This is a genomic window from Pseudomonas sp. PSB11 (genome assembly GCF_014596605.1).
Lineage (GTDB): Bacteria > Pseudomonadota > Gammaproteobacteria > Pseudomonadales > Pseudomonadaceae > Aquipseudomonas > Aquipseudomonas umsongensis.
The window spans coordinates 47,786-72,111 of the sequence record NZ_NOIO01000011.1 but is presented as its reverse complement, the minus strand read 5'-3'; the positions used below and the strand labels follow the sequence as shown (position 1 = coordinate 72,111).

Genomic DNA, 24,326 nt, shown 5'->3' with positions numbered 1-24,326 from the left:
TTGTGTCTTCGGCACGATTCCCGACGTTATCCATCAGGATCGGGCACAATGCCCGGAAACTTCATGCCAACGCTCTGGACTAACCTCATGAGTCGCGTTGGGCTATAACCTTTGACACACTTTTATTTGTAGTAGGGAGCATCAGCACATGCAACTCGGGATTATTGGACTGGGCCGCATGGGCGGCAATATTGCGCGGCGCCTGATGCTCAACGGACATACCACCGTTGTGTACGACCGCAATACCGCCTTCGTCGATACCTTGAGCAGCGAAGGCGCCACCGGCGTCGCCGATTTGCCGGCCCTGGTCGCTGGCCTGGCCAAACCACGAGCGGTGTGGGTCATGTTGCCGGCAGGCGCACCGACCGAAGACACCATCGACACCCTGAGCACCTTGCTCGAAGCCGGCGATACCATCATCGACGGTGGCAACACCTTCTATAAGGACGACATCCGCCGGGCCAAGACCCTTTCGGAAAAAGGCCTGCACTATATCGACGTCGGCACCTCCGGCGGTGTCTGGGGCCTGGAGCGCGGGTATTGCATGATGATCGGTGGCGACACGCAGACCGTTAGGCGTCTTGATCCGCTGTTCGACAGCCTCGCCCCAGGCATGGGCGATATCCCGCGCACCAAGGACCGCAAGTCCGATGACGATCGCGCCGAGCGCGGCTATATCCACGCCGGTCCCGCCGGTGCCGGGCATTTCGTCAAGATGATCCACAACGGCATCGAATACGGCATGATGCAGGCCTTCGCCGAAGGTTTCGACATCCTCAAGACCAAGTCCAGCACCAAGCTGCCGGAAGACCAGCGTTTTGACCTGAACGTCGCCGACATCGCCGAAGTCTGGCGTCGGGGCAGCGTGGTGTCGTCCTGGCTGCTGGACTTGACGGCCGACGCGCTGGCCAGCGATCCGAAACTCGACGGCTTCTCGGGTTCCGTGGCTGACAGCGGCGAAGGTCAATGGACCATCGAGGCCGCCATGGAGCAGGCCGTGCCTGTACCGGTGCTGTCGAACTCGCTGTTCGCCCGCTACCGCTCCCGTGGCCAGGGCACTTTTGGCGACAAGATTCTCTCGGCCCAGCGCTTCGGCTTCGGCGGCCACGTGGAGACCGCGAAAAAATGACCCATGGGATCCGCAGGAAATCCAAGACTGAACCCGCGCCACCCACCACGCTGTTCCTGTTCGGCGCCCACGGTGATCTGGTCAAGCGCCTGCTGATGCCGGCGCTGTACAACCTCAAGCGCGACGGTTTACTCGGGGATGGCTTGCGGATCGTCGGCGTTGACCATAACGCCATCAGCGATGAAGGCTTCGCGCAAAAGCTCGAGGACTTCATTCGCAATGAGGTGGCCGGCAAAATCGGCAAGGGCGATCAGGCCCTTGACCCGGCTGTGTGGGCCAATCTCGCCAAAGGCATCAGCTACGTCCAGGGCGATTTCCTGGACGACGGCACTTATCAAGCGCTGGCGGCAAAAATCGCCGCCAGCGGCACTGGCAACGCGGTGTTCTACCTGGCCACCGCGCCACGCTTTTTCAGTGAAGTGGTGCGCCGCCTCGGCGCGTCCGGCTTGCTGCAGGAAAGCCCCGAGGCGTTTCGCAGGGTGGTGATCGAAAAGCCTTTCGGTTCCGACCTGCAGACCGCCGAGGCCCTGAACGCCTGCCTGCTCAAGGTCATGTCGGAAAAGCAGATCTACCGAATCGATCATTACCTGGGCAAGGAGACCGTGCAGAACATCCTGGTCAGCCGGTTCTCCAACAGCCTGTTTGAGGCGTTCTGGAACAACCATTACATCGACCACGTGCAAATCACCGCCGCCGAAACCGTCGGCGTTGAAACCCGTGGCAGTTTCTACGAAAACACCGGCGCCCTGCGGGACATGGTGCCCAATCACCTGTTCCAGTTGTTGGCGATGGTGGCCATGGAGCCACCGGCCGCGTTTGGCGCCGATGCGGTTCGCGGTGAGAAAGCCAAGGTGGTCGGCGCGATTCGTCCCTGGTCGGTGGACGAGGCCCGTGCCAATTCGGTGCGCGGCCAGTACACCGCTGGCGAAGTCGATGGTCAGCCACTGCGCGGTTATCGCCAGGAAGACAAGGTAGCGCCCGACAGCAACACCGAAACCTATGTCGCCCTGAAAGTCATGATCGATAACTGGCGCTGGGTTGGCGTGCCTTTCTACCTGCGTACCGGCAAGCGCATGAGCGTGCGCGACACCGAAATCGTCATCTGCTTCAAACCTGCGCCTTATGCGCAGTTCCGCGATACCGAAGTCGATGAGCTGGCACCCACCTACCTGCGCATCCAGATTCAACCCAACGAAGGCATGTGGTTCGACCTACTGGCCAAGCGCCCCGGCCAGACCCTGAAGATGGACAACATCGAACTGGGGTTTGCCTACAAGGATTTCTTCGAAATGCAGCCGTCCACCGGCTACGAAACCTTGATCTACGATTGCCTGACCGGCGATCAGACCCTGTTCCAGCGCGCCGACAACATCGAGAACGGCTGGCGTGCGGTGCAGCCTTTCCTGGACGCCTGGCAGCAGGATGCCAGTGTGCAGGGCTATGCCGCAGGTGAAAACGGACCGCAAGCCGCCGAAGAACTGCTGGCTCGCGATGGCCGCGTCTGGCACGGCCTCGGATGAGTGACGAGTCGCAACAACCCATCCGCTTGCTGCTCAGTGACATGGACGGCACGTTATTGTTGCCCGATCACAGTCTCAGCCAACGCACCATCGACGCGGTCCGTTCGTTGCGTGAAGCCGGAGTGTCGTTCAGCCTGGCCACGGGGCGTCCACCCAGGGCCATGTTGCAAACGATCGAGGCCTTGGGCGTTGACCTGCCCACGGCAGCCTTCAACGGCGGCACCGTCGTTCATCCCGATGGCAGTTTGCTCGTCGCGCATTATTTGCCGGCCACGGCAGCATTGATGACCCTGGCGCTGTTCGCCGATCAACCGGAGATCGAAGTCTGGGTGTTCAGTTGCGGCGACTGGCTGGTGAAAGACGCGACCGGCCCCTTGGTGCCGCGCGAACAACACGGGCTGGGATATCCGCCAGTGGTGGTCGAAAGCTACGAACCGTACCTGGCCCGCATCGACAAGATCGTCGCCGCCAGCAGCAACACGCAGTTGCTGGTTGAGCTGGAGGCCCGGTTGCTGGCGAAAGTTGAAGGCCAGGCCCAAGTCTCGCGTTCACAGCCGGTGTATCTGGACGTAACTGCGATGCAGGCCAACAAGGGGCAGGCGCTGGCGACGCTGGCCGAGTTTCTCGGTGTGCCGCTGGCACAGACAGCGGCCATGGGCGATGGCGGCAACGACCCGGCGATGTTTCATGTGGCCGGGTTGTCGATCGCCATGGGCCAGGCGGAGGACGAAGTCAAACGCCAGGCCGATGTGGTGACGGGGACCAACACCGAGGACGGGGCGGCCCAGGCCATCGAGCGCTACATCCTCCCTCGATAGCCACACAATCCAAATGTGGGAGCGGGCTTGCTCGCGAAGGCGGTGTGTCATTCAACATTAATGTTGCCTGGCACGGCCCCTTCGCGAGCAAGCCCGCTCCCGCATTTGTTAGGTGTTACAACCAGAAACTCACGGCATACCAACCCAGAATCCCCATCACCACGGTATACGGCAACGCCATCCACACCATTCGTCCATACGACAGGCGAATCAGCGGTGCAATCGCCGAGGTCAGCAGGAACAGGAAGGCCGCCTGGCCATTGGGCGTCGCTACGCTGGGCAGGTTGGTGCCTGTGTTGATCGCAATCGCCAGCGTCTCGAAATGCTCGCGGCTCATGTGCCCGGAGAGGAAGGCCTGTTTTACTTCGGTGATGTAGATGGTGGCCACGAACACGTTGTCGCTGATGGCCGAGAGCAAGCCGTTGGCGATGTACAGCATGCCCGGTTGTTGGTCGGCGGGCAGGGCCAGCACCCAATGGATCAATGGCGTGAACAACTGTTGATCGTGGATCACCGCCACCACGGCGAAAAACACCACCAGCAACGCGGTGAAGGGCATGGCGTCCTTGAATGCGTTACCCAGGCGGTGCTCGTCGGTGATGCCGGTGAACGCGGTGATCAGCACGATCACCATCAGCCCGATCAGGCCCACTTCCGCCACATGAAAGGCCAGCCCGGCAATCAGGATCAAGGCCGCCGCACCTTGCACGAGCAACGCAGCACGCTGGCGGGAAGTGCGCTCGGCATTGTCCTGGGCGGCGTAGTTGGCCAGCACGGTGCGAACGTTGTCCGGCAGCAACGTGCCATAGCCAAACCAGCGCAGCTTTTCCAGCAGGACACAGGTGACCAGGCCTGCGACCAGCACAGGCAAGGACACCGGCGCGACCTGCAGGAAAAATTCGGCGAAGTGCCAGCCCATTTCATGGCCAATCAGCAGGTTCTGCGGTTCGCCCACCAGCGTGCACACACCACCGAGCGCTGTGCCCACGGCGCCGTGCATCAGCAGGCTGCGCAAAAACGCGCGGAATTGCTCAAGGTCGGCGTGATGCAGGGTGGGCAGGTGCTGGTCATCGCTGTACTCGCTGTCCTGGCGCGGATCGCTGCCCGAGGCGACGCGGTGGTACACCGAGTAAAACCCGACGGCGGCACTGATGATTACTGCGGTTACGGTCAGGGCATCGAGAAACGCCGACAGGAACGCCGACAAAAAGCAGAACATCAGCGCCAGCAGGGCCTTGCTGCGTACCCCTAATAGCAGGCGCGAGAACAGGAACAGCAGGAGGTCTTTCATGAAGTAGATACCGGCGACCATGAACATCAGCAGCAGGATCACCGGGAAGTTGTGCAGCAACTCGTCATAGAGCGCCTGGGGCGTGGTCATTTTCAACAACAGTGCTTCGACCAACAGCAGGCCGCCGGGCATCAGCGGATAACATTTGAGGGCCATGGCCAGCGTAAAAATGAACTCCAGCACCAGCAACCAGCCAGCCACCACCGGGCCTGCGGTCCATAACGTCACGGCGTTGAGAAGCAGGAAACCGACAATGCAGGCCTTGTACCAGCGCGGTGAGTTGCCGAGAAAATTGTGCGCGAACGCCTGGGCCATCGAGCCGGACATCGGCTACTCCTTGAGTTAAGAAACGCGCAACTTGCCGTAAGCCGAACAGAAGATCAAGCGTAGGAAAAGTCTATCGAGTTAGCCCAGGTAGCGTGCGACGATTGCCCGATAACTGCCGTCCAGCGAATAGCCACCGACGAGGATGTTGCCATCATCCTGCACCGCGATCGAAGTGGCCGTGTCAAGGCTGCGGCCCAGTCGGGTGCGTACAAATCCGCTGCCGTCGCCAAAGTCGCCATCGAGCTGCCCGCCCGGCAGGTATCGGCCCAATACAAAGTCGGCCTCGACGCCGCCAATGGTGGCACCGGCGGTCAACACGCTGCCGTCCGGCTGTATCTGCGCGGCAGTCCATTGGCAACCGCTGCGACCGACTTCCAGTAATTGCGCCTGACCGCCATTGCAATGATGATCCGGACGTCCATTGGCGTGCATTTTCAGGGCCAGGCAGCGCATGGGTTCGCGGCTGCTGCCAAAACATTGCACGTCGCCGTTGGCCTGCTGGACGATTTGGCTGACTTGGGCACTGTGTCCGCCTGCCATGAAACTCATGAAGCCATCCAGGGCAAAACTGCTGTCCAGGCTGCCATCGGCATGATAGCGGGCCACCAGGCCTTCTTCCGGGAAATTGATCGAGCCACCCACCAGGATGCGACCGTCACCTTGCACCGTCACACTGCTGAGCCAGGTATTCATCAGCAGGTGCCTGACCATCACAAAGCCGCGGCCATTGAAGCTGTTGTCCAGCGCGCCCTCTGCGGTCAGCCGTATCAGCATGGCGGCATGATCGGCGAGTTCGAAGTGATGATTGGCTACCAACAGGATGCGACCGTCGTCCTGCACGTCGACGCCGCAGGCCTCGGCGCCTGGTACGCCCGGAGGTAGCCAGACATCGCGCATGCCTTGGGAAAAGTTGCCAGGCAGCCGCACGACGCAACGGCCATTGTCGCCAAAACGCCGGACCGGTTGGCCCAGCGAGTCAAACAGCGCGAGCGCGGGGAGTGTGCGGTGTTCGCTTTCGTATTGCAGGCCGACGATCAAGATGTGCCCATTGGGCAGCACCTGTACCTTGCCTGCCATGGCCTCGAAGCCCGGTTCGAATTGCCCGATGACGCTGCCTTGTTTGCCGAAAGCCAGGTCCGCTGAACCGTCCCTGAGCAAACGCGCCAGGCCAAAGCGGCTGCCACCCGGCATCGTCACCTTGGCCGCCACCAATAGCCGGCCCTGTGAATCAATCGCGATGTCGTTGGCCAGGCTTGAAGTGCTGCCGAAGAAATACACCTGGGCGGTGCCTTTGGCAGCGAAGGTCGTGTCGAGCTTTCCAGCATCACGGACGGTTGCCGGGAAAGCCAATACAGACTGGATTGACATGCACGCATCTCCTTGCGAGTCGTCCTTATCCAGAAGTTGGGCGGTGGCGACTGTCTAGAGAATATTCAATCCCTGAATGATTAAATGCACAACTGTTAGAACTAACAGGCGGAGGGTCGTTGTGTGCCACAACAGTGTCTTTTCGAACCAATGGCAAGCCAGCAAAGAATTAAGGACGCGTCGAAGTTCAAGTAAGAAAGCGTCTTGCGTGCGCTTGGCGTGAAAAAAAGGCCAACTAATTCCAGCCAGGGATGCGGATTACCTGGCGTAATCCGCCCTACAGTTATTGCGGCATCGACCATGATTGCAGGGTGTAGCCTTCTTCGCTCAGCTCGGCGCGGGCCTGTTGCAGCAAGCACTCAAGCTGCGCTGGATCGGTATAGGCGCTGCTCGGGATCTGCGTGCGTCCAATATTGTTATTGGTGCGATCGATAACGGTCAGGGTCAGTTCGCCATTACCGTCTTGTGGGGCCCAGGCCACGCATTTGAACGGTTTAAATGCGCGGTCGGCAATCAAAAGAGCTTCGTTGACACGGAGTGGGGCGTTCATAGGTCGTCTCTCTATAGGCCCAGTCAAGTCAATAGCCGTCGGTTGGGCTTACCGTTCGGCTGGTTACTTGTACTGATGCCCGCAACCGGGGTTCAGGTCACACTCAAGCAAAAGAAATTTCAACTTTCTTTCGCATCCCAAGGATACAGCCTCGCGTTGAAAGCGTAATGAAAGAAAACTTTCGTCAGATGGCTGGAAAATCCCGCTTCTTATAACTCTTTATCTAGAAGCCCTATAGTCAAACGGTACAAGCGCCCGTCAAATTCTTGCTAACGTTACAGCCAGGTCCGCCAAATGACTGTTTTTAATAAAAAATCCTAAAATTTGGCGTCAAGGAAATCACATGAACGAAGCGCCTGCGTTACGTCGTTTATTAGTGGTGGATCCCTGCGACGACTGCCATCGTCTGTTGCCGGGATTACGCTCCGTGGGATGGGACGTTGATAGCTGTTCGCTGGACAACGCCGCCGATCGTAGTTGCGACGTGGGCTTGCTACGATTACAGCCCTTTCACCTCGAGCATCCGGATACCGTCAAAGAGGTGATCAGCCGCAGCGGTACCGAGTGGATCGCTGTACTCAATCAGGATGTCCTGCGGCTACAGAATGTCGGGGACTTTGTCTGCGAGTGGTTTTTCGATTTTCATACCTTGCCATTCGATGTCTCCAGGGTCCAGGTCACGTTGGGTCGGGCCTTTGGCATGGCGCGGCTGCGCGGACAGGGCACGGTTCATATCGATCAACCCGAGCACGAACTGCTTGGCGACAGCAAGCCCATACGCGAATTGCGCAAGTTACTGAGCAAGCTGGCACCCACTGAATCGCCGGTGTTGATTCGTGGCGAAAGCGGTACTGGTAAAGAATTGGTGGCGCGTACGCTGCATCGACAATCCCTGCGCCACAACAAACCTTTTGTCGCGATCAATTGCGGGGCTATTCCCGAGCACCTGATCCAGTCCGAGCTGTTTGGCCACGAGAAGGGGGCCTTTACGGGGGCCCATCAACGTAAGGTCGGGCGGATCGAAGCGGCCAACGGTGGCACGCTGTTTCTCGACGAGATCGGCGATCTGCCCCTGGAACTGCAGGCGAGCCTGTTGCGGTTTCTCCAGGAAAAACACATCGAGCGGGTGGGCGGCAGTCAGCCGATTCCGGTGGATGTGCGGGTATTGGCGGCAACCCATGTCGATCTTGAGGCGGCGATCGAAAAAAAAGGCTTTCGCGAAGACCTGTATTATCGTCTGAACGTGTTGCAAGTCGCGACCGCGCCCCTGCGTGAGCGCAATGGCGATCTGTCGATGCTGGCCAACCATTTTTCCCATTTCTACAGCCACGAAACGGGCCGCCGTCCCCGCAGCTTCAGTGAAGACGCACTGATAGCCATGGGCAAACATGACTGGCCGGGCAATGTGCGCGAGCTGGCCAACCGGGTGCGGCGCGGGTTGGTGCTGGCCGAGGGCCGGCAGATCGAAGCGCGAGACCTCGGGCTGATCAGCCATCACACCGTTGCCGCGCCGATGGGCACGCTGGAAGACTACAAGCACCGGGCAGAGCGCCAGGCCTTGTGTGATGTACTAAACCGCCACAGCGACAACCTGAGCATTGCCGCCAAGGTCTTGGGGATATCCAGGCCAACCTTCTACCGGTTGTTGCACAAGCATCAAATTCGCTGAACACAATACTGTAGGCGCGAGCATGCTCGCGATGGACCACAGGACACCACGGGGGTGCCAGGCTTCCCGCGTAATCGTTGAGGACCATCGCGAGCATGCTCGCTCCTACAGTAAAAGCCCCGTTGCGATTGAAATCGCAACGGGGCTTTGTCGTGGGTCAGAAGTAGTACGGGAATTTCAGGCTGAAGGAAAAGTCCGGCGAGTCGTCGGTCAGGCCGATGGCCAGGTTGGGAACGATCGTAAGGTTGTCGGTGGCGGCCAAGGTCATGCCGATGTTGAAGTTGGCCGAGTTGTAGTCGCTGTTGGAGATCGATTGCCAGTCGCCGCCATCCGGCTTGATCTTGCTCTTGCGTGCGAACTGATCGGTGAAGGAGAACGACATACTCATCTTCTCGTTCAAGGCGAAGGCAATGCCGGCGCCAATCTGCCAGGAATCGCCCAGTTTCACGTCCCCGGGCACCTTGGAATTGACCTGAGGGCTGATGTCGCTGAAAGAGTCCTCCATGTTGTAGGTGTAGGCCAAGCTGCCGAACAGCACGGCCGGGTCGAAGGTCTTGACCAGCGAGATCCCCGGGGTGATCGACCAGACACCATTGCCGGTCGGCAAGTCTTCGGGTACCGCGAGGTTATCGTTGCCCGGGACCTCGATCAGCTTGATGCCGTAAGGGTCTTCCCCGGTTGGCGCCTTGATGCGCAGTGTCGCCACCGCGTCGGGCAAGTTGGCCGACTCGTCGAGGAATTTGTAGGCCACGCCAACGTTCACATCGCCGATGGCCGGGTCGCGGGTAACGGTTTCGTCTGAAACCCCGTTGGCGGCGCCGCCGGCGCCACCGGAGGAGTACGTAGACTCGCGATAGATCACGGGGACGTTAATGTCGAACTGCCAGCGTTGCGCTACGTTGTAGCGGGCGGTCAGGTCCAGTGTCCAGTTGTCAGCCTTGATACGGTCCAGGTTGATGTTGCCGAGAAAAATCGAGTCCAGTGCCAGGAAGCCGTTGAGCGTCAGCGCACGGGTATCGTAGTGCGTGTAGGTCAGGCCGGTTTCGACGCTGAACTTGCCACCGCCGAAGAACCCGCTGGCTTCGTCGTACAGGTTGGAAACGCTTTGCGCCGGTTCCGAGTCATCCTTGAGCGACTGCCCGTAGGAGCTGCCCGTGGTTCCGGGCGCGCCGGTAGCCACCTTCTGGCCACTATTGGGCGATTCCGCGGGGGATTTGGTCAGGCGTTTGGGCGCAGGTGTCGCAGGAGCTTCTTCGACTTGTCGAACGCGCTGTTCGAGAACCATCAGCGCGTTCTGTTGTGCTTCATAACGCTGTTTCAACTCCATGAGTTCTTGTTTTAGTGCTTCTACCTGGGGGTCCGGTGCTGCGTATAGCAATGGGGCCGGTGCCAGGCTACTCAGACAAACGATAACTCTGAACGTTAACGATCGGTGCATGGGTTAGCCGTCCCTTCTGACTACAGATGATGAGACTGAGCGTAGATCAGAATCCTTGAGTGCGAAGACCTTTGAGCTGGTCCAGGTTGCCGTTCAACGAGCCGGCTGTCGCCATGTTGTCGCGCAGCACGACATTCAACGATGTGAGGTTCCTGACCTGGTTGCTATTGCCGAGCAACGTCGTGTTCTGCATCAACCCGCCCTGGGCCAGGCGTTGCATGGTGCTGCCCTGGTTGTTGTTGGCCATGATGTTAAGTTGTACCCCAGAACCGCTCGAGGAAACGCTCAGCGTGCCCGCGCCATTGGAGCCGACCAAGGTCGAGCCCGCGGCAAGTGCCTGGCCCTGCTGTGGCGTGGCTGGCGCCTGGTTGGCCTTGGTAACGTTGATATCGACGTTGTTGTAGGCACTGTTGTTGTCGCCGGCAGCCCTCACGACTTGAGTGACGCCTTCGGTGCTGTTAAGGCCGCCACCGCCGGTGACCGTGCCAGTGCCGGTGCTTTGGGTACGCGCTGAGCCAGTGCCTTTTTCGTCGATCAACGACACATAGAATTGTGGCTTGATGGTCGACTGTTGAATTTGCATCGAGGACGTTGCCCCGATCACTTCCCCGTTGGCGTTTTGCCAGGTACTGGTCATGGCAATACCGAAACTGATGATCCGTCCCGGCAAGACATAACGCCCGCGCAGGCTTGCCAGTTCCTGATCGTTCAACTCAATGGGTTTCAATATTTCTGCATGGATCGGCAGGCTGGCGGCCAGGCAAACGACGGCCAGCCAGATTGGAGTCTTCATTGGATACTCCCGGAGCATCATGCTCGCTTGTTATTAGAAGAAGTCACTTTGTATGAAGCCGAAATCCATCAACTCCGCGTCCTGCACCGGGCTGAAGGTATTGACGCGGTTCTTGGCAGTCAGCGGCAGAGGCGGGTCGAGCAATGCATTATTTTTGTCGTAGCCTTGGCCGATGACGGCAAAGATGATGCCGTTCCAGCCTTTGATAAAGTCATCGACTTTGTAGCGTTTGTGCCCGAGTACCGGATCGCCGATATAGACCCAGTCGTTATGGACTCTTTGCATGACCACAAAGTGTTTGTAGCCACGGATGTCCATGAGTACCACCACGGGAATCCTGATCTCCTTCAAAGATTCAGGTGATACACGATAGCCACGCGCCCGCATCCCGAGACTTTCCACGTAGCGCTTCATGTCGAGCATGGAGAAGCCCTGGACGCGAACCAGATCCTGATCGGAATGTGACAGCATGCCTTCGATGATCTGTTCTTCGTCTACGTCAAGCCAGTAGGCCTGGCGCAAAATGGTCGCCAGCGCAGCGGCGCCGCAACTGAAATCGGTTTTCTGCTGCACCAGGTCGGCAAACTTGCGCTCGCGAATGCTCTGGATCGGCTTGTACACCACCGCACCGCCTGGCAGGACGGACAGCGGCAGTTGCGCAGCCTCGATCACACTGGACACGCAAAGCAAGATTGCCAAGGCGATAATACGCATGGTGGGGACGCCTTCTGGTTGGGTTGAAAAGGCCCCCGGAAGGGGGCCTCGACTGACAGCATTAGAACGATTGGTTGGAGATGGCCAACGAGTTGCTTTGTTGGTTGCCCACACCAGCAGCCACGTTGACGCCCAGGTTGCCGCTGCCGCCGTTCACCGAACCGCTCAGGGTTGCAGTGTTGGTTACAGGGTTGGCCCAGCCGGTTGGAGTCAGCACTTGATAAGAGTAGGTGTTGCTCAAATCATAAGAGCTGCTTTCGCTCCAGCTTTTCGCTTTTGCGTACTCGGATTCGGACGACTTGCTGCCCGACTTATCGTACGAGGAGGCGTTCGCTTTCTCGAACGAAGTATCGAACGATTTCTCGAACGACGAATCGCGCGATTTGTCGTACGAGGATTCACGATTTTTCTCGTACGAAGAGTCGTAAGACCGGTCGAACGAGGAATCACGAGATCTGTCGAACGAGGATTCGCGCGATTTGTCGTACGATTTGTCTACCGACACGTCAAGCGATGCGCTGAGCGATGCGGTAAGCGATGCGTCAGACTCTCTGCTGCGGGTGCGATCGCCAAAACCGTAGTTGACGGTAGTGGAGCTCGAAGACGCAGCTGCCGCATCCAGGGAAGCATCCAGGGAAGCGTTCAAAGAAGCACTCGATGAACCGCTAGCGCTGCTGCTGTTGGAACCGCTGGCAGAGCTGCTGTTGGAACCGCTGGCAGCCATGCTGTTGGAACCGCTTGCGCTGCTGCTGTTGGAGCCGCTGGCATTACTGCTCTTGGAACCGCTTGCATCCAGGCTGAAGGAACCGCTGGCACTGGAGTTTTTGGACCCGGCAGCGGCCCAGCTCGACGAAGCGCTTTGACTGCCGCTAGCCTCGAAGGATTTCTCGCGAGAGGCACTACCGCTTGCGGTTTTGGTCACCGTAATGGTGTCCACGCGATAGGTGCGGTCAGCGGTGTTGTTCACGATCAGGCCAGGACCGTCTTGATTGGCGGAGGCAGTGGCCCTTGCGCTACCCAGCGGGGCATTGGTGTTGGCAATTGCCATGGTGTTTTTCTGCTGGTTCAGGTCGCCGCCAGCAATGTTGACACCCACGTTACCGCTGCTGCCATCGGCGGATCCACTCATCACGGCAGAGTTGGTTACGCCGAAGTTGTTGACGACGTTACGGTTGCTGGTTTGCCTGACGTCAGCGCTGGCAGTGGCAGTGCCGAACACGAAGCTGTTGTCGATCGCGGCGTTGTCGGACGCTGCGTTGGCGATGGCGGCAGCGTTGTCTTGCTGGTTGCCGTTACCGGCAGCCACGTTGACGCCGACGTTGCCGCTTGCGCCTGCGGCCGAACTGCTCATTTCGGCTGAGTTTTCTACCCCTTCATTCCAGATGCGGTTGCCGGTATTGCTTTGTCTGTCGTTAGCAGTGGCAGTCGCGCTGATAGGGATCATTTTTGGAGGAGGGGTTTGGTTGCCGCCGTTGTGATGACCATTGTGGTGGTCACGGCGATCGCCAGCTTGTACAGCAACAGCCATGACCGCAGCAATTGCGAAAACCAGAGGCTTTAATGCCATCGAAGGTTTCATGGTGATTCTCCGTACTTATTTTAGGTTAAGTGTTGTTATTACCTGTTTGGGTCAATCCACGACCCGTACGCTGAGGGTGTTGGCCATTCGGTTTCCCACCCCGGCGCTCTGATTCAGCTGAATCACCCCGCGGCTACCGGTGAAAGCCTGGTCACTGGTAGTGACCTGGCGATAGCCTGGTGCAGAGTCAGTTGGATCGGAGTTGTTGAACAGCGTCACGTTCTGCTGCCTGAGGACGCTGTCGTCGATACTTTGCGGTTGCGTACCGATGCTGATACGCAAGGCGTTGGCTTGCTGGGTGCTGGCGCCCGCGCTCTGGTTGACGCCCAGCACGCCATTGCCATGGCTGAAGGAGTCGCCTTGAATGCTCGAGTGAGCATCCATCCTGGGGTCGACAATGGTACGTAGCCGTTGGCGAATCTCTGTGGTCGCGCTGGCACCATGGCCATTGGCGATGGCCCTGGCATTCGCCTGCTGCTGCAGGTCGCCGGCCGCCTGGTTGACCCCAAGGTTGCCCTGGTACTGCGAGCCCGAACCGTCGATGTCGGCGTTATTGATGACGGGAGATTGGGCGAAGGTCGATGCACTGCAAAACATGGCGATCAGCAGCAGCGTACGATTCATCTTAACGGTCTCCCGTTATGATTCTCAAAGCGCCCAGGCCCTGCTGGACGTTTGAATTGACCATGTTGGCAATGCCGCTGCCGGAATTGCCCGAACGCCCGGCGGGGAGATTGGAAAGCTGGGTCTGGGTGCTGATATTGCCACCCAGATTGTTGGTGTTTTGCGTCACCAGCCGGGAGATGCCTGCACCACTGGCAACGCCGGCAAAGTCACCGTCACTCAACTCGTTGGTTTGAGCGAGGATCTGTTTGGACGGGTTGGCGTTGACGGTCGTGGGGTTAGGGTCGGGAACGAGCGGCGCACTCGTCGCGTTGCGCACCTGGACATCACGCTTGATGATGATAATGCCGTTGTCCGCTTGTGCAGACAGGCAGGCCATTGAACTCAGTGTGCATCCGACCAGCAGGAGACTATGGATTTTGTTCTGGAGTTTCCCCACGGCGGCAATTCCTTCTGTAAGTGGAACGCTGGCCCTTTTCAGCGTTGCAGGGGAAGAGAGCAGAAGGTGTGCCGGTTTTTGTTTTTTCTTTAATAACAGTGGTTTGGCTTTAACTGTTGAGGTGTTGAAAAACACTTTGTAACGTCACTGAGACAAAGCCGCGCGAAAGTGCCGTCCATGCTGGCGGCATTGCTTGCTAAGGGCGTTTAGGGGGCTTTGTATCAGCGGCTTAACATTTTCTTGAGAAACTGCTCGAATCGCTCTAGCTTGAGGGTTTGCGCGGGGTCAGGTGTTTCAGGAATGGACATTTTCTGGCAGGGCGGGGCCGCCCTGTCAGGTGCGTAGCAAGCGTGTCACAGCCTCGAACGCCATCTCCTTGCGTTGTTGCCAGTCACCTTGCAGTACCTGGTAAGGCTGGCGATGCAGGTCAAACCACTGGCGGCTGGCCTGGAAAAATTCCTGACGTTCTTCCAGTTGCGGTTGGCAACGCTGTCCGTCTTCATGCCAGGCCACGGTATCCGGGCTCAGCAGCAGGTGAAGGTCGTAATGGCGCTTCTGCAAAGCCCCTTCGATCCACGACGGGCAAGCGCCGAACAACGTTCGACTCCAAAGTACATTGCTTAACAGGTGCGTATCGAGAATCAACAGTGGCGGCCGTTTCGCCCGTGCCTGATCTTCCCACGTAAGCTGGCCAAGTGCTATGGGCGTAATGTCTTCGTAGCAGGTTAGCCGGGCTTCATTCTCGATGAAATACCGAACATACTCGCCGACCAATATGCCGCCGAAATTGGCGTGAATCTCGCTCGAAAGCCAGCTTTTGCCACTCGATTCCGGTCCTGCCAGCACCAGCACCTTCATGGGCATAGCACCGGGTCGCTGCGCCATGTCCGCCAGCCTTGAATGGCCAACAGGGTGAACAGGCCATACAGGGCAGCCGTCAGGTACATCCCCTTATAGAGGAATAAACCGACGAAGACGCAGTCCAGGACGATCCACAATGGCCAGCACTGCAGGCGTTTTTGCGCCATCCACCATTGCGCCACCAGGCTGAAGGCCGTGAGGGCGGCATCTAGCCAGGGTTGTGCGGCATCGGTCCAGTGTGCCATGGCGGCGCCCAGCAACAGGCTGCCGAGCGCGCCCAGGGCCAGCCCGGAAGCCACTGCTTGCCCCTCCAGCCGGCTGACCTCGCGTCCAAGATGCGCCTGGCCTGCGCGCGTCCACTGCCACCAGCCATAGATCTGCAGCGCGGCATATATCACTTGCAGCAACATGTCCGAGTACAGCTTCACCTCAAAAAAGATCCAGCTGTAGATCAGCACCATGACCAGGCCGATCGGCCAGCACCAAGGGTTCTGCTTGACCGTCAACCAGACGGCAATGACGCCGAGGGTAGCGGCAAACAGTTCAAGCCCGGACATACGTTTCCTTGGAAAATCGAAGAGGGGGGCGAATTGTAACCGGATTACCGGGAAGAGGCTTGATGCAGCGTCTCTCTCGGAGCCTGCAACACGACAGCATTAGGCGTACTTGTCTGCTAGGATTTCGTCCCGCACGCAAAAACCTGAAATCAAACTGATTTTTCACAAAACTCTGGAGATTTTTGCGTAGGCTTGTGCGCGCGGGACTCAACGACGCTGATTTACAGTAAACGGCTTTGAATAAATTAACGGGGCATGCGTCGACGCATTGCCTTTTGGGGGATTGATGGATCTTTGGACGGCCTTTCAGGCTTTGATTCTTGGCATTGTAGAAGGGCTGACGGAGTTCTTGCCCATTTCCAGTACCGGGCACCAGATTATTGTCGCCGACTTGCTCGACTTCGGTGGTGAGCGTGCCATGGCGTTCAACATCATTATCCAGCTCGGCGCCATCCTGGCGGTGGTCTGGCAGTTTCGTCGCAAGATTTTCGATGTGGTAGTGGGCCTGCCGACGCAGCCCAATGCCCGGCGCTTTACCGCCAACCTGCTGATTGCCTTCTTTCCGGCGGTGGTGTTGGGGGTGATTTTCGCCGACTTGATTCACCACTATCTGTTCAATCCGATCACGGTGGCCACGGCATTGGTCGTGGGCGGCATCGTCATGTTGTGGGCTGAAAAGCGCCAGCACGAAGTACATGCAGAAAGCGTCGATGACATGACCTGGAAAGACGCCCTTAAAGTCGGCCTGGCCCAGTGCCTGGCGATGATTCCGGGTACCTCGCGCTCAGGCTCGACGATCATCGGCGGCTTGTTGTTCGGCCTGTCGCGCAAGACTGCTACCGAGTTTTCCTTCTTCCTGGCCATGCCGACCATGGTGGGGGCTGCGGTGTACTCGGGGTACAAGTACCGCGACCTGTTCGTACCTGCGGATTTCCCGGTGTTTGCGATTGGCTTCATCACGGCGTTCATTTTCGCGATGATCGCAGTGCGAGGCTTGCTCATGTTCATCGCCAGCCACAGTTATGCGGTGTTCGCCTGGTACCGCATTGCTTTCGGCTTGCTCATCCTGGCCACCTGGCAATTCGGTTGGGTTGACTGGACCGCAGCCAAGCCATGAATGGCGTCAGCGCGCGAAACGGGGCAAACATCCGCCACCTGCGCCTGAAGTTGCTGGTGTTTGCGATGGTGTGCGCGCTGCCGCTGTTCGGTTCGATGTCGATGTGGCTGCAAGGGGGGTCGCTGATTCCCCTGGCGGCCTACGGCATCGTCAGCGTGCTGGCGTTCCTGCTGTACTGGAGCGACAAGCGCAAAGCGCGCGTTGATCACTGGCGTACGCCGGAAAACGTCCTGCATGCGCTGGAATTCGCTGGCGGCTGGCCGGGCGCCTTGCTCGCGCAGCAAGTGTTTCGGCACAAGACGCGCAAGGTGTCCTTTCAATTGGTGTTCTGGATCATCGTGCTGCTGCATCAGGTGTTCTGGATCGACCAGCTGTTCCTCGGGGCGCAGCTGTTCTCACTGCTCTGATCGAGGCGCTGCTAGAGCAACAGTCCGACCTGCGTGCGCTTGGGCAACTTGCTCACCACCAGTTGATGAGAACGCTGTAGCAAGCCCTGCAATTCCTCGGCGCCGAGCGGGTAGGGCGTGGTCATGATGATCCATTGTGCCCGGGCCAGATAAGGCGCCGGGTGAATGCCGGGACGGTCGCAATACCCCAGAAACAGGTCCTTGTCGACCTTGAAAGCCAGGGACTCGCCGCGCAGGTTCTGCAAGGCGAACATCTTGTTGCCGGCAATCGAAAACACCCGCACGCCACCCCATTTGTAGTCTTCACGGGCACCCGGCAAAGCCAGGCAGAAAGCCGCTACGTCGGCCTCGCTCATGCGTCCTGCCTTCATATCAAGCGATCTCCACAGGCATTGAATGTTTCGATCAGGTGGTCGAGCCAGGCGCGTACGGCCGGCATCACGCCGCGTCGATGCGGGTAGACCGCTTGCAACCAACCCCCGGGCAGGGACCACTCGGGCAGTAACTGTACCAGTGAGCCATTTGCCAGCTCCTGCTCGCAATACATCATCGGCAGCGTGGTAAAGCCCTGGCCAGCCAGTGTGCAGGTCTTGCGCACGATGAAGTCGTCGATGCCCAGCCGCGCTTCTAGGGCCAGGTCGTGCTTTTTGCCCTGGCGATCGACCAGGCCAATGTGCACCAGGCGATCGGGTTCGAGGGCGCCAAGTACCGGCAGGTTTTTCAGGTCATCGGGGTGATTGATCTCGAGCCCCTCGAGAAAGGCGGGGCTGGCAACCATCAGCATCTGCGCCTGGCGCAGGCGGCGAGTCACTAACAGCGGGTCTTCATCACCCGGTTCGCGCACGCGTAATGCAACGTCCACGCCTTCGGTCACCAGGTCGACGCGTCGATTGACCAGCATCACCTCCAACTGCACTTTCGGATACTTCTCCAGGAAGTTGCTGATTACCCCAGGCAGCATTTCGTGAGCCAGGCCGACCGGGGAAGAGACCCGCAAGCGCCCACGGGGTTCGCTGGACATACTGGCCACGGCTTCGTCAGCCATTTCCGCTTCCAGTAGCATTGCCTGGCAGTGGCGCAGATAACGTTCGCCCACGGCAGTGAGTTTCAATTGCCTTGTGGTGCGTTGCAGTAAACGTGCACCCAGGCGCTCCTCCAGCTCGGCGATGCGCCTGGACAGTCGTGACTTGGGAATCCCCAGTAAACGCCCGGCGGCCGCGAACCCGCCAGCCTCGACGACTTTGGCGAAGTAATAGAGATCATTGAGGTCTTGCATGGGCGTTTTCTCGATCGTTCTACCAGTGAGACAAACTATCGCATTGTTGCAGTCTAATCAGTTATTGGTTTGGTCTGTAGGATTGTTTCCATCAGATCGCCCCTGACGGCGATCCTCACCTGGAGATCCCACATGAAATTGCTGCATATCGATTCGAGCATTCTTGGTGACAACTCGGCTTCCCGTCAGCTGAGTAGCGAAGTCGTCAAAGCCTGGCAAGCCGCCGAGCCGTCCGCCGTTGTGACCTACCGCGATCTGGCAGCCGACGCGATCAGCCATTTCTCCTCGACCACACTGGTTGCAGCGGGTACCACGGCTGAACTGCGCAACGCCGCCCAACAGCACGAAGCCGAACTGAGCGCGTCTACCCTGGCCGAGTTCCTCGCCGCGGATGCCGTAGTGATTGCAGCGCCGATGTATAACTTCACCATCCCGACCCAATTGAAGGCCTGGATCGACCGCATTGCCGTCGCCGGCCAGACATTCCGCTACACCGAAGCCGGTCCTGAAGGCCTGTGCGGTGGCAAGAAAGTGGTGATCGTTTCGACTTCCGGTGGCCTGCACGCCGGCCAGGCAACCGGTGTTGCCCACGAAGACTACCTGAAGGTGCTGTTTGGTTTCATCGGCATTACCGACATCGAATTCGTCCGTGCCCACGGCCTGGCTTACGGTGATGAAGTGCGCGGTAAAGCGATGAGTGATGCCCAGGCACAAATCAGCGAGCAGCTGTTCGCCGCCGCATAAGGTTTGGATAAAGACCTGCTGTCGCTGCAGGCAATCCCAAAAAAAACTCTGTATTCTGTTCACGCAAGTGGCAGATACGGAGTTTTTTGTTTCTCAGTATTACTAATTGCGCTTGCAATATTGTGGCCCGAGTTATGCAGTCGAGGCTTAACGTCTCCGTTCCGTAGCAAGGTGGGGCATCCCATGGTGCGTCTTTGTGCAGCTTTACTGATCTGTCTGCTCGCCAGCCTGAATTCAGTGCGCGCAGCACCTGCGCCGCATCCTCACTGGAGCGTCGGTTTTCATGAAATGAGCTTTCTCGATCCACTCGATCTGCAACCGATGAGGGCCATTGCCTTCTACCCTTCGAGCGAGAAGGAACACGCCAGCCGGCTCGAGGGCTACACCGTCGAAGCCGGCGAAGACACCAAAGTCGCCATGGGCCGGTTTCCAATGCTGATGCTGTCCCATGGCAACACCGGCACGCCATTGGCCCTGCATGACCTGGCCACGTCGCTGGCACGCAAGGGTTTTGTGGTGGTCGCTGTTATTCATCCAGGCGATAACTCCAAAGACCACAGCCGCCTCGGCACCTTGAGCAATTTGTACGGACGGCCGATCCAGATCTCCGAAGCCATCACCGCGACCCTGGGCGATCCCATGCTCGCGCCTTATGTCAATGCCGAGCAGGTTGGCGTCATTGGCTATTCGGCAGGCGGCGAGACGGCATTGATACTGTCGGGCGCGACTCCGGACCTGGATCGTCTGCGCCGCTACTGCCAGGAACGCCCGGACGATCGTGATGCCTGCAATACCCAGGGTGAACTGATCGTCGACCGCGATGATTTGCAACCGGTAGCCGACCCGCGCGTCCATGCATTGCTGCTGATGGCGCCACTGAGCCTGAAGTTCGGTCGTCATACCCTGGCCGACGTGCATGTTCCGGTACTGCTTTACAGCGGCGATGGCGACAAGCTGGTGTACCCCGACAAGAACGCCGCCGCCCTGGCGCGTAAACTGCCCGTCGCCCCCGATTTCAAGCTGCTGGCCGGGGCCGGGCACTTCGTATTCATGGCTCCGTGCAATGATGAGCAGATCGTTGTCACGCCAGCCTTGTGCACCGATGCCGACGGTGTCGATCGCGTCGATATTCACCGTAACCTGATCTCCGAAGCCGGACGCTTTTTTTCTCGCACATTGGGCAGAGCGACGCGGGCCGGGATGCAGACCGCCGATCAATGAATGGCGAGCAGGCGCTTTTATAATTCGTTACTTGTTAGCCAAGGCTGTTTCCAGGGTTTGCACTCTGGCATTGAGTTCGCGAACCGATTCAATTAATGGTGCGACAAGTTTTTGATAGTCCACTTGCAGGTGATCGCCTTCAGTGCGTACCAACTGCGGGTAAACCTTTTGAACATCTTGAGCGATCAAGCCGACGTCAGCCTGGTCGTTTTGTTTCCAGTCGAATGTTACGCCACGGAGTTTGAGCAGGTTCTCTGTCGGGTTTGCCAAGGGCTGGACGTTTTTCTTTAATTTTTCATCGCTGAATGGGCAGCATTCGCTACCAATGTCACCAAGGTCCCAGCATTTACCATTATGGCAAATTTGCTGGTTTGAGACTTCAGCCTCGGCGGTAGCGTGCATGGAAAATGCCAGTGCTGGGGCGAGTAGGGCAAGTGACAATATGCGCATTTTATTTCTTCCTGTTTCGATATGGATGTAAGTGCGGTTAATTAAATTCTCACGGAATTAGTAATTAAAACAACGATGGCACTTAGCATTAATCGATTCGGCATATTGCATGTTGATCGTACTTTAAATGTTATGGTTGTTTATCTCATGGTTTTTAAGTAAATGTATTTGCTGCCCGCCGTGAGAGCAAAAAAGTGAGGCAAAGTCCTATCACGGACAATAACGCCGCGCAAAAGAAAATCCACGCGTACCCCATGTTCAACGCCACCGCACCCATCAACGGACCGGCAATCGCCAACGCCAGATCGAAAAACACCGCATAAGCGCTCAGGCCGGCGCCGCGACTCGCGTTAGGCACCTGCTTGATTGCCTCGACGCCCAAGGCCGGATACACCAGCGACAAGCCGAACCCGGTGAGGCCGGCACCGATCAACGCATAGCCAGTCGAAGGCGCCAGCCACAGCAGCGCCAGGCCGATGGTCTCGATAGTCATGCAGGCGATGGCCGACGGGAAGCCGCCAAATCGGCTGATGCTGGAAATGAACAGCAACCGGGCCAGGATGAAACACACCCCGAATACCGTCAGGCAATACGCCGCACCGCTCCAGCCTCGATTGATGTAATAAAGGGTAATAAAGGTGGTGAGGGTGCCGTAGCCGATTGAAGCCAGGCTCAGGCTTGCGCCAAACGGTGCAATGCGTCCGAATACGGCCCAAAAGGGCAGGCGCTCACCGCGCACCACCGGCACCGACGGCTTGTTGCGAATCAACAGCAGCGCCGCCAGGGCCAGCACCGACAGCGCGATACCCAGGCTGGCAAACCCCAGTTGACCGACCATTACCACCCCCAGGGGCGCCCCGATGGCAATCGCTCCATAGGAGGCGATGCCGTTCCAGGAGATCGAGCGCGCGGTGTGTTCGGCACCTACCTGTCCCATGCACCAACTGATAGTGCCGACCCCGATCAGTCCTTGGGCGATGCCCAGCAACAAGCGTCCGGCGATCAGGACCAGCAAGCTGATTAAAGGAGCGCTTTGCAACAACACCGACAACAACGTCAGCCCGCCACTCAGGACAATCCCCGACAGGCCATAAACGATCGCGCGCTTGGTACCGACATTGTCCGACATGCGCCCGGCCATGGGCCGGCTGAGCAGGGTAGCCAGGTATTGCGAGCCGATGGTCAGCCCTGCGACGACGGCACTGAACCCGAGCTGTTCATGGACGTATCCCGGCAGCACCGCGATGGGCAGGCCAATGCAGAGGAAGGCGACAAAGGTATAGAAAACGATGGAAACGATCTGCAGGGTGATCGCCATGGAGCTTTGCGGTGGCTGTTCTTGCGCAGACATGAGGACTCGTTCGCGGGCGGCGGCAGGAGAACTGCATGATGGCTTGGGTGAGGAACTAAAGAAAGCAGGCTAAGTAATTTGGCTTGAAATTGGATGGATCCCACGCGGTGCGTGGGAATGCCTCAACGGACGCTCCGCGTTCGGCTCTGGATTGGGACGCGGAGCGTCCCGGGCTGCATTCCCACGCAGAGCGTGGGAATGATCTAAAACGTTCGGATAACGCATTCATCCAGATTTCACGCGTTAACGTTAACGTCCATCGCGAGCATGCTCGCTCCTACAGGCTGCTCTTAGAACACCACGCCCTGGCTACGCAGGTAATCGTCATAGGTGCCGCTGAAGTCGGTCACGCCGTTAGGGCTCAACTCGATGATGCGGGTTGCCAGGGACGATACGAATTCACGGTCGTGGCTGACGAAGATCAGCGTGCCCGGGTAGTTTTCCAGCGCCAGGTTCAGCGCCTCGATGGATTCCATGTCCAAGTGGTTGGTTGGTTCGTCCATCACCAGCACGTTCGGCTTTTGCAGGATCAGCTTGCCAAACAGCATGCGACCTTGCTCACCACCGGAGATGACCTTGACCGACTTGAGGATCTCGTCGTTGGAGAACAGCATCCGGCCCAGGGTGCCACGAATGATCTGCTCGCCCTGGGTCCACTGGCCCATCCAGTCGAACAGGCTGACATCGTCTTCGAAGTCGTGGGCGTGGTCCTGGGCGTAGTAGCCCAGTTCTGCGCTTTCGGTCCATTTCACGGAGCCGGCATCCGGGGTCAGTTCGCCCATCAAGGTACGCAGCAGGGTGGTCTTGCCGATGCCGTTCGGGCCGATGATCGCTACGCGCTCGCCAGCTTCGACGGTGAAGCTGAAGTTCTTGAACAGGGTCTTGCCATCGAAGCCCTTGGACATCTGCTCGATGGTCACGGCCTGGCGGTGCAGCTTCTTGGTCTGTTCGAACCGGATGAACGGACTCACGCGGCTCGAGGGCTTGACCTCGGCCAGCTGGATCTTATCGATCTGCTTGGCCCGGGAAGTGGCCTGCTTGGCTTTCGAGGCGTTCGCCGAGAAGCGGCTGACGAACGTTTGCAGTTCGGCAATCTGGGCTTTTTTCTTGGCGTTATCCGACAGCAACTGCTCGCGGGACTGGGTCGCCGCGGTCATGTACTCGTCGTAGTTGCCCGGGAACAGGCGCAGCTCACCGTAGTCCAGGTCGGCCATGTGGGTGCAGACGCTGTTGAGGAAGTGCCGGTCGTGGGAAATGATGATCATGGTGCTGTTACGCACCGTGAGGATGGATTCCAGCCAGCGAATGGTGTTGATGTCCAGGTGGTTGGTCGGTTCATCGAGCAACAGCACTTCCGGATCGGAGAACAGGGCCTGGGCCAGCAACACCCGAAGTTTCCATCCTGGCGCCACTTCGGACATCGGGCCGAAATGCTGTTCAAGTGGAATTCCCAGGCCCAGCAGCAGTTCACCGGCACGGGATTCGGCGGTGTAGCCGTCCATTTCGGCGAATTCGGTTTCCAGCTCGGCCACGGCCATGCCGTCTTCTTCGCTCATTTCCGGCAGCGAGTAGATACGATCACGCTCGGCCTTGACCTTCCACAGCTCTTCGTGACCCATGATCACGGTGTCGATCACGGTGAATTCTTCGTAGGCGAACTGGTCCTGGCGCAATTTACCCAGGCGCACGTTCGGCTCCAGCATGACCTGGCCGCCGGACGGCTCGAGGTCACCGCCCAGGATCTTCATGAACGTTGACTTGCCGCAACCGTTGGCGCCGATCAAGCCATAGCGGTTGCCGCCGTTGAATTTGACCGAAACGTTTTCGAACAACGGCTTGGCGCCGAACTGCATCGTGATGTTAGCTGTAGAAATCAAAGGTTTTTCCTGCGAAGCATTCAGAGTAGCTAGGGTTGCGGCAGTACCGATTCAGTACCCGTTCACGCTGTTCGACCATGGGACGTACATCCCGGTCAGCAGCGCAAGATCCATCTGGCAATAAGTGGACAGCAGCATTGGGAGCGCTTGGCCCGAGTCGAAGTGCGCTGAGGCCGGGATTTCCCGTCATCAACCAAGGGGGGCGC

The 24,326-nt window shown here is 58.5% G+C and carries 24 protein-coding genes; 8 read left to right on the top strand and 16 right to left on the bottom strand.

The features are described 5' to 3' along the window. Positions 1-148: 148 nt before the first annotated feature. Genes gnd through CGA21_RS15085 form a run of 3 tightly spaced genes read left to right on the top strand, consistent with a single transcriptional unit; the run spans position 149 to position 3,467 of the window. Complete coding sequence (gene gnd / locus CGA21_RS15095) at positions 149-1,129, top strand: phosphogluconate dehydrogenase (NAD(+)-dependent, decarboxylating) (protein WP_110747551.1); 981 nt, start codon at positions 149-151, stop codon at positions 1,127-1,129. Continuing rightward, positions 1,126-2,649, top strand: a complete 1,524-nt coding sequence (gene zwf / locus CGA21_RS15090; RefSeq protein ID WP_110747549.1) for a glucose-6-phosphate dehydrogenase — start codon at positions 1,126-1,128, stop codon at positions 2,647-2,649. Before gnd ends, zwf begins: the two co-directional genes overlap by 4 nt. Beyond that, positions 2,646-3,467 carry an HAD family hydrolase gene (locus tag CGA21_RS15085; RefSeq protein WP_188264503.1) on the top strand — a complete coding sequence of 274 codons (822 nt, stop codon included), beginning with the start codon at positions 2,646-2,648 and terminating at the stop codon, positions 3,465-3,467. Before zwf ends, CGA21_RS15085 begins: the two co-directional genes overlap by 4 nt. 115 nt (positions 3,468-3,582) lie before the next feature. Here the strand turns inward: CGA21_RS15085 and nhaB are convergent, their stop codons facing one another. From nhaB to CGA21_RS15070, 3 genes are all read right to left on the bottom strand, one after another. Further along, the gene (gene nhaB, locus CGA21_RS15080) at positions 3,583-5,085 is read right to left on the bottom strand and encodes a sodium/proton antiporter NhaB (RefSeq protein ID WP_188264502.1); all 1,503 of its coding nucleotides are present in this window, start codon (positions 5,083-5,085) and stop codon (positions 3,583-3,585) included. A 78-nt stretch (positions 5,086-5,163) separates the two neighbouring features. Beyond that, the gene (locus CGA21_RS15075) at positions 5,164-6,453 is read right to left on the bottom strand and encodes a hypothetical protein (protein WP_188264501.1); all 1,290 of its coding nucleotides are present in this window, start codon (positions 6,451-6,453) and stop codon (positions 5,164-5,166) included. A 283-nt stretch (positions 6,454-6,736) separates the two neighbouring features. Beyond that, positions 6,737-7,003 carry a hypothetical protein gene (locus tag CGA21_RS15070; protein WP_110747535.1) on the bottom strand — a complete coding sequence of 89 codons (267 nt, stop codon included), beginning with the start codon at positions 7,001-7,003 and terminating at the stop codon, positions 6,737-6,739. Between the two features lie 343 nt (positions 7,004-7,346). On the opposite strand from CGA21_RS15070, the gene CGA21_RS15065 reads away from it, so the two are divergent. Next, positions 7,347-8,672, top strand: a complete 1,326-nt coding sequence (locus tag CGA21_RS15065; RefSeq protein WP_110747532.1) for a sigma-54 dependent transcriptional regulator — start codon at positions 7,347-7,349, stop codon at positions 8,670-8,672. A 157-nt stretch (positions 8,673-8,829) separates the two neighbouring features. Here CGA21_RS15065 and CGA21_RS15060 read toward each other — a convergent pair whose 3' ends face one another. The 8 genes from CGA21_RS15060 to pnuC all read right to left on the bottom strand — a co-directional run bounded on the left by CGA21_RS15060 (position 8,830) and on the right by pnuC (position 15,677). Further along, the gene (locus CGA21_RS15060) at positions 8,830-10,110 is read right to left on the bottom strand and encodes a hypothetical protein (RefSeq protein ID WP_033038538.1); all 1,281 of its coding nucleotides are present in this window, start codon (positions 10,108-10,110) and stop codon (positions 8,830-8,832) included. 46 nt (positions 10,111-10,156) lie between these two features. Beyond that, on the bottom strand, positions 10,157-10,903 hold the full coding sequence (locus tag CGA21_RS15055) for a hypothetical protein (protein ID WP_110747530.1): 747 nt from the start codon (positions 10,901-10,903) through the stop codon (positions 10,157-10,159). A 33-nt stretch (positions 10,904-10,936) separates the two neighbouring features. Then, positions 10,937-11,617, bottom strand: a complete 681-nt coding sequence (locus tag CGA21_RS15050) for a C39 family peptidase (protein WP_020797151.1) — start codon at positions 11,615-11,617, stop codon at positions 10,937-10,939. Positions 11,618-11,678: 61 nt separating this feature from the next. Continuing rightward, entirely contained in the window at positions 11,679-13,196 is a 1,518-nt protein-coding gene (locus tag CGA21_RS15045) for a heme utilization protein (RefSeq protein ID WP_188264500.1), read from the bottom strand. 51 nt (positions 13,197-13,247) lie between these two features. After that, positions 13,248-13,820: an adhesin gene (locus CGA21_RS15040; RefSeq protein ID WP_110747521.1), complete on the bottom strand. Its 573-nt coding sequence runs from the start codon at positions 13,818-13,820 to the stop codon at positions 13,248-13,250. Between the two features lies 1 nt (position 13,821). Beyond that, on the bottom strand, positions 13,822-14,199 hold the full coding sequence (locus tag CGA21_RS15035; protein ID WP_110747519.1) for a hypothetical protein: 378 nt from the start codon (positions 14,197-14,199) through the stop codon (positions 13,822-13,824). A gap of 393 nt (positions 14,200-14,592) precedes the next feature. Then, positions 14,593-15,117 (bottom strand): AAA family ATPase, encoded by a 525-nt coding sequence (locus CGA21_RS15030; RefSeq protein WP_110747516.1) that lies wholly within the window; start codon positions 15,115-15,117, stop codon positions 14,593-14,595. Next, the gene (gene pnuC, locus CGA21_RS15025; protein WP_110747513.1) at positions 15,114-15,677 is read right to left on the bottom strand and encodes a nicotinamide riboside transporter PnuC; all 564 of its coding nucleotides are present in this window, start codon (positions 15,675-15,677) and stop codon (positions 15,114-15,116) included. The genes CGA21_RS15030 and pnuC overlap by 4 nt, the downstream gene beginning before the upstream one ends. Positions 15,678-15,963: 286 nt before the next feature. Here pnuC and CGA21_RS15020 point away from each other — a divergent pair, with 286 nt between their 5' ends. Further along, the gene (locus tag CGA21_RS15020; RefSeq protein WP_110747510.1) at positions 15,964-16,794 is read left to right on the top strand and encodes an undecaprenyl-diphosphate phosphatase; all 831 of its coding nucleotides are present in this window, start codon (positions 15,964-15,966) and stop codon (positions 16,792-16,794) included. Beyond that, positions 16,791-17,201 carry a DUF1294 domain-containing protein gene (locus tag CGA21_RS15015; protein WP_188264499.1) on the top strand — a complete coding sequence of 137 codons (411 nt, stop codon included), beginning with the start codon at positions 16,791-16,793 and terminating at the stop codon, positions 17,199-17,201. The genes CGA21_RS15020 and CGA21_RS15015 overlap by 4 nt, the downstream gene beginning before the upstream one ends. A gap of 11 nt (positions 17,202-17,212) precedes the next feature. On the opposite strand, the gene CGA21_RS15010 is transcribed toward CGA21_RS15015, so the two are convergent. Beyond that, positions 17,213-17,572, bottom strand: coding sequence for an MmcQ/YjbR family DNA-binding protein (locus CGA21_RS15010; protein WP_110747504.1), 360 nt, complete (start codon positions 17,570-17,572; stop codon positions 17,213-17,215). Then, positions 17,569-18,477, bottom strand: a complete 909-nt coding sequence (locus CGA21_RS15005) for a LysR substrate-binding domain-containing protein (protein ID WP_110747501.1) — start codon at positions 18,475-18,477, stop codon at positions 17,569-17,571. The genes CGA21_RS15010 and CGA21_RS15005 overlap by 4 nt, the downstream gene beginning before the upstream one ends. 132 nt (positions 18,478-18,609) lie before the next feature. Here CGA21_RS15005 and CGA21_RS15000 point away from each other — a divergent pair, with 132 nt between their 5' ends. Both CGA21_RS15000 and CGA21_RS14995 read left to right on the top strand, forming a co-directional pair. Then, a complete protein-coding gene (locus tag CGA21_RS15000; protein ID WP_110747498.1) occupies positions 18,610-19,221 on the top strand; it encodes an FMN-dependent NADH-azoreductase in 612 nt (203 codons plus the stop codon). A 183-nt stretch (positions 19,222-19,404) separates the two neighbouring features. Further along, on the top strand, positions 19,405-20,442 hold the full coding sequence (locus tag CGA21_RS14995) for an alpha/beta hydrolase family protein (RefSeq protein ID WP_188264498.1): 1,038 nt from the start codon (positions 19,405-19,407) through the stop codon (positions 20,440-20,442). 27 nt (positions 20,443-20,469) lie between these two features. Here the strand turns inward: CGA21_RS14995 and CGA21_RS14990 are convergent, their stop codons facing one another. The 3 genes from CGA21_RS14990 to CGA21_RS14980 form a co-directional block, all read right to left on the bottom strand. Continuing rightward, the gene (locus CGA21_RS14990; RefSeq protein WP_110747493.1) at positions 20,470-20,892 is read right to left on the bottom strand and encodes a tail fiber domain-containing protein; all 423 of its coding nucleotides are present in this window, start codon (positions 20,890-20,892) and stop codon (positions 20,470-20,472) included. A 154-nt stretch (positions 20,893-21,046) separates the two neighbouring features. Next, positions 21,047-22,243: an MFS transporter gene (locus tag CGA21_RS14985; protein ID WP_110747490.1), complete on the bottom strand. Its 1,197-nt coding sequence runs from the start codon at positions 22,241-22,243 to the stop codon at positions 21,047-21,049. Positions 22,244-22,533: 290 nt separating this feature from the next. Then, positions 22,534-24,120, bottom strand: coding sequence for an ABC-F family ATPase (locus tag CGA21_RS14980; RefSeq protein ID WP_033044478.1), 1,587 nt, complete (start codon positions 24,118-24,120; stop codon positions 22,534-22,536). Positions 24,121-24,326 lie beyond the last annotated feature (206 nt).

Excerpts from the sequence above, each read along its gene's own strand:
- gnd (WP_110747551.1), top strand. The coding sequence starts at position 149 with ATGCAACTCGGGATTATTGGACTGGGCCGCATGGGCGGCAATATTGCG.
- zwf (WP_110747549.1), top strand. The coding sequence starts at position 1,126 with ATGACCCATGGGATCCGCAGGAAATCCAAGACTGAACCCGCGCCACCC.
- CGA21_RS15085 (WP_188264503.1), top strand. The coding sequence starts at position 2,646 with ATGAGTGACGAGTCGCAACAACCCATCCGCTTGCTGCTCAGTGACATG.
- nhaB (WP_188264502.1), bottom strand. The coding sequence starts at position 5,085 with ATGTCCGGCTCGATGGCCCAGGCGTTCGCGCACAATTTTCTCGGCAAC.
- CGA21_RS15075 (WP_188264501.1), bottom strand. The coding sequence starts at position 6,453 with ATGTCAATCCAGTCTGTATTGGCTTTCCCGGCAACCGTCCGTGATGCT.
- CGA21_RS15070 (WP_110747535.1), bottom strand. The coding sequence starts at position 7,003 with ATGAACGCCCCACTCCGTGTCAACGAAGCTCTTTTGATTGCCGACCGC.
- CGA21_RS15065 (WP_110747532.1), top strand. The coding sequence starts at position 7,347 with ATGAACGAAGCGCCTGCGTTACGTCGTTTATTAGTGGTGGATCCCTGC.
- CGA21_RS15060 (WP_033038538.1), bottom strand. The coding sequence starts at position 10,110 with ATGCACCGATCGTTAACGTTCAGAGTTATCGTTTGTCTGAGTAGCCTG.
- CGA21_RS15055 (WP_110747530.1), bottom strand. The coding sequence starts at position 10,903 with ATGAAGACTCCAATCTGGCTGGCCGTCGTTTGCCTGGCCGCCAGCCTG.
- CGA21_RS15050 (WP_020797151.1), bottom strand. The coding sequence starts at position 11,617 with ATGCGTATTATCGCCTTGGCAATCTTGCTTTGCGTGTCCAGTGTGATC.
- CGA21_RS15045 (WP_188264500.1), bottom strand. The coding sequence starts at position 13,196 with ATGAAACCTTCGATGGCATTAAAGCCTCTGGTTTTCGCAATTGCTGCG.
- CGA21_RS15040 (WP_110747521.1), bottom strand. The coding sequence starts at position 13,820 with ATGAATCGTACGCTGCTGCTGATCGCCATGTTTTGCAGTGCATCGACC.
- CGA21_RS15035 (WP_110747519.1), bottom strand. The coding sequence starts at position 14,199 with ATGGCCTGCCTGTCTGCACAAGCGGACAACGGCATTATCATCATCAAG.
- CGA21_RS15030 (WP_110747516.1), bottom strand. The coding sequence starts at position 15,117 with ATGAAGGTGCTGGTGCTGGCAGGACCGGAATCGAGTGGCAAAAGCTGG.
- pnuC (WP_110747513.1), bottom strand. The coding sequence starts at position 15,677 with ATGTCCGGGCTTGAACTGTTTGCCGCTACCCTCGGCGTCATTGCCGTC.
- CGA21_RS15020 (WP_110747510.1), top strand. The coding sequence starts at position 15,964 with ATGGATCTTTGGACGGCCTTTCAGGCTTTGATTCTTGGCATTGTAGAA.
- CGA21_RS15015 (WP_188264499.1), top strand. The coding sequence starts at position 16,791 with ATGAATGGCGTCAGCGCGCGAAACGGGGCAAACATCCGCCACCTGCGC.
- CGA21_RS15010 (WP_110747504.1), bottom strand. The coding sequence starts at position 17,572 with ATGAAGGCAGGACGCATGAGCGAGGCCGACGTAGCGGCTTTCTGCCTG.
- CGA21_RS15005 (WP_110747501.1), bottom strand. The coding sequence starts at position 18,477 with ATGCAAGACCTCAATGATCTCTATTACTTCGCCAAAGTCGTCGAGGCT.
- CGA21_RS15000 (WP_110747498.1), top strand. The coding sequence starts at position 18,610 with ATGAAATTGCTGCATATCGATTCGAGCATTCTTGGTGACAACTCGGCT.
- CGA21_RS14995 (WP_188264498.1), top strand. The coding sequence starts at position 19,405 with ATGGTGCGTCTTTGTGCAGCTTTACTGATCTGTCTGCTCGCCAGCCTG.
- CGA21_RS14990 (WP_110747493.1), bottom strand. The coding sequence starts at position 20,892 with ATGCGCATATTGTCACTTGCCCTACTCGCCCCAGCACTGGCATTTTCC.
- CGA21_RS14985 (WP_110747490.1), bottom strand. The coding sequence starts at position 22,243 with ATGTCTGCGCAAGAACAGCCACCGCAAAGCTCCATGGCGATCACCCTG.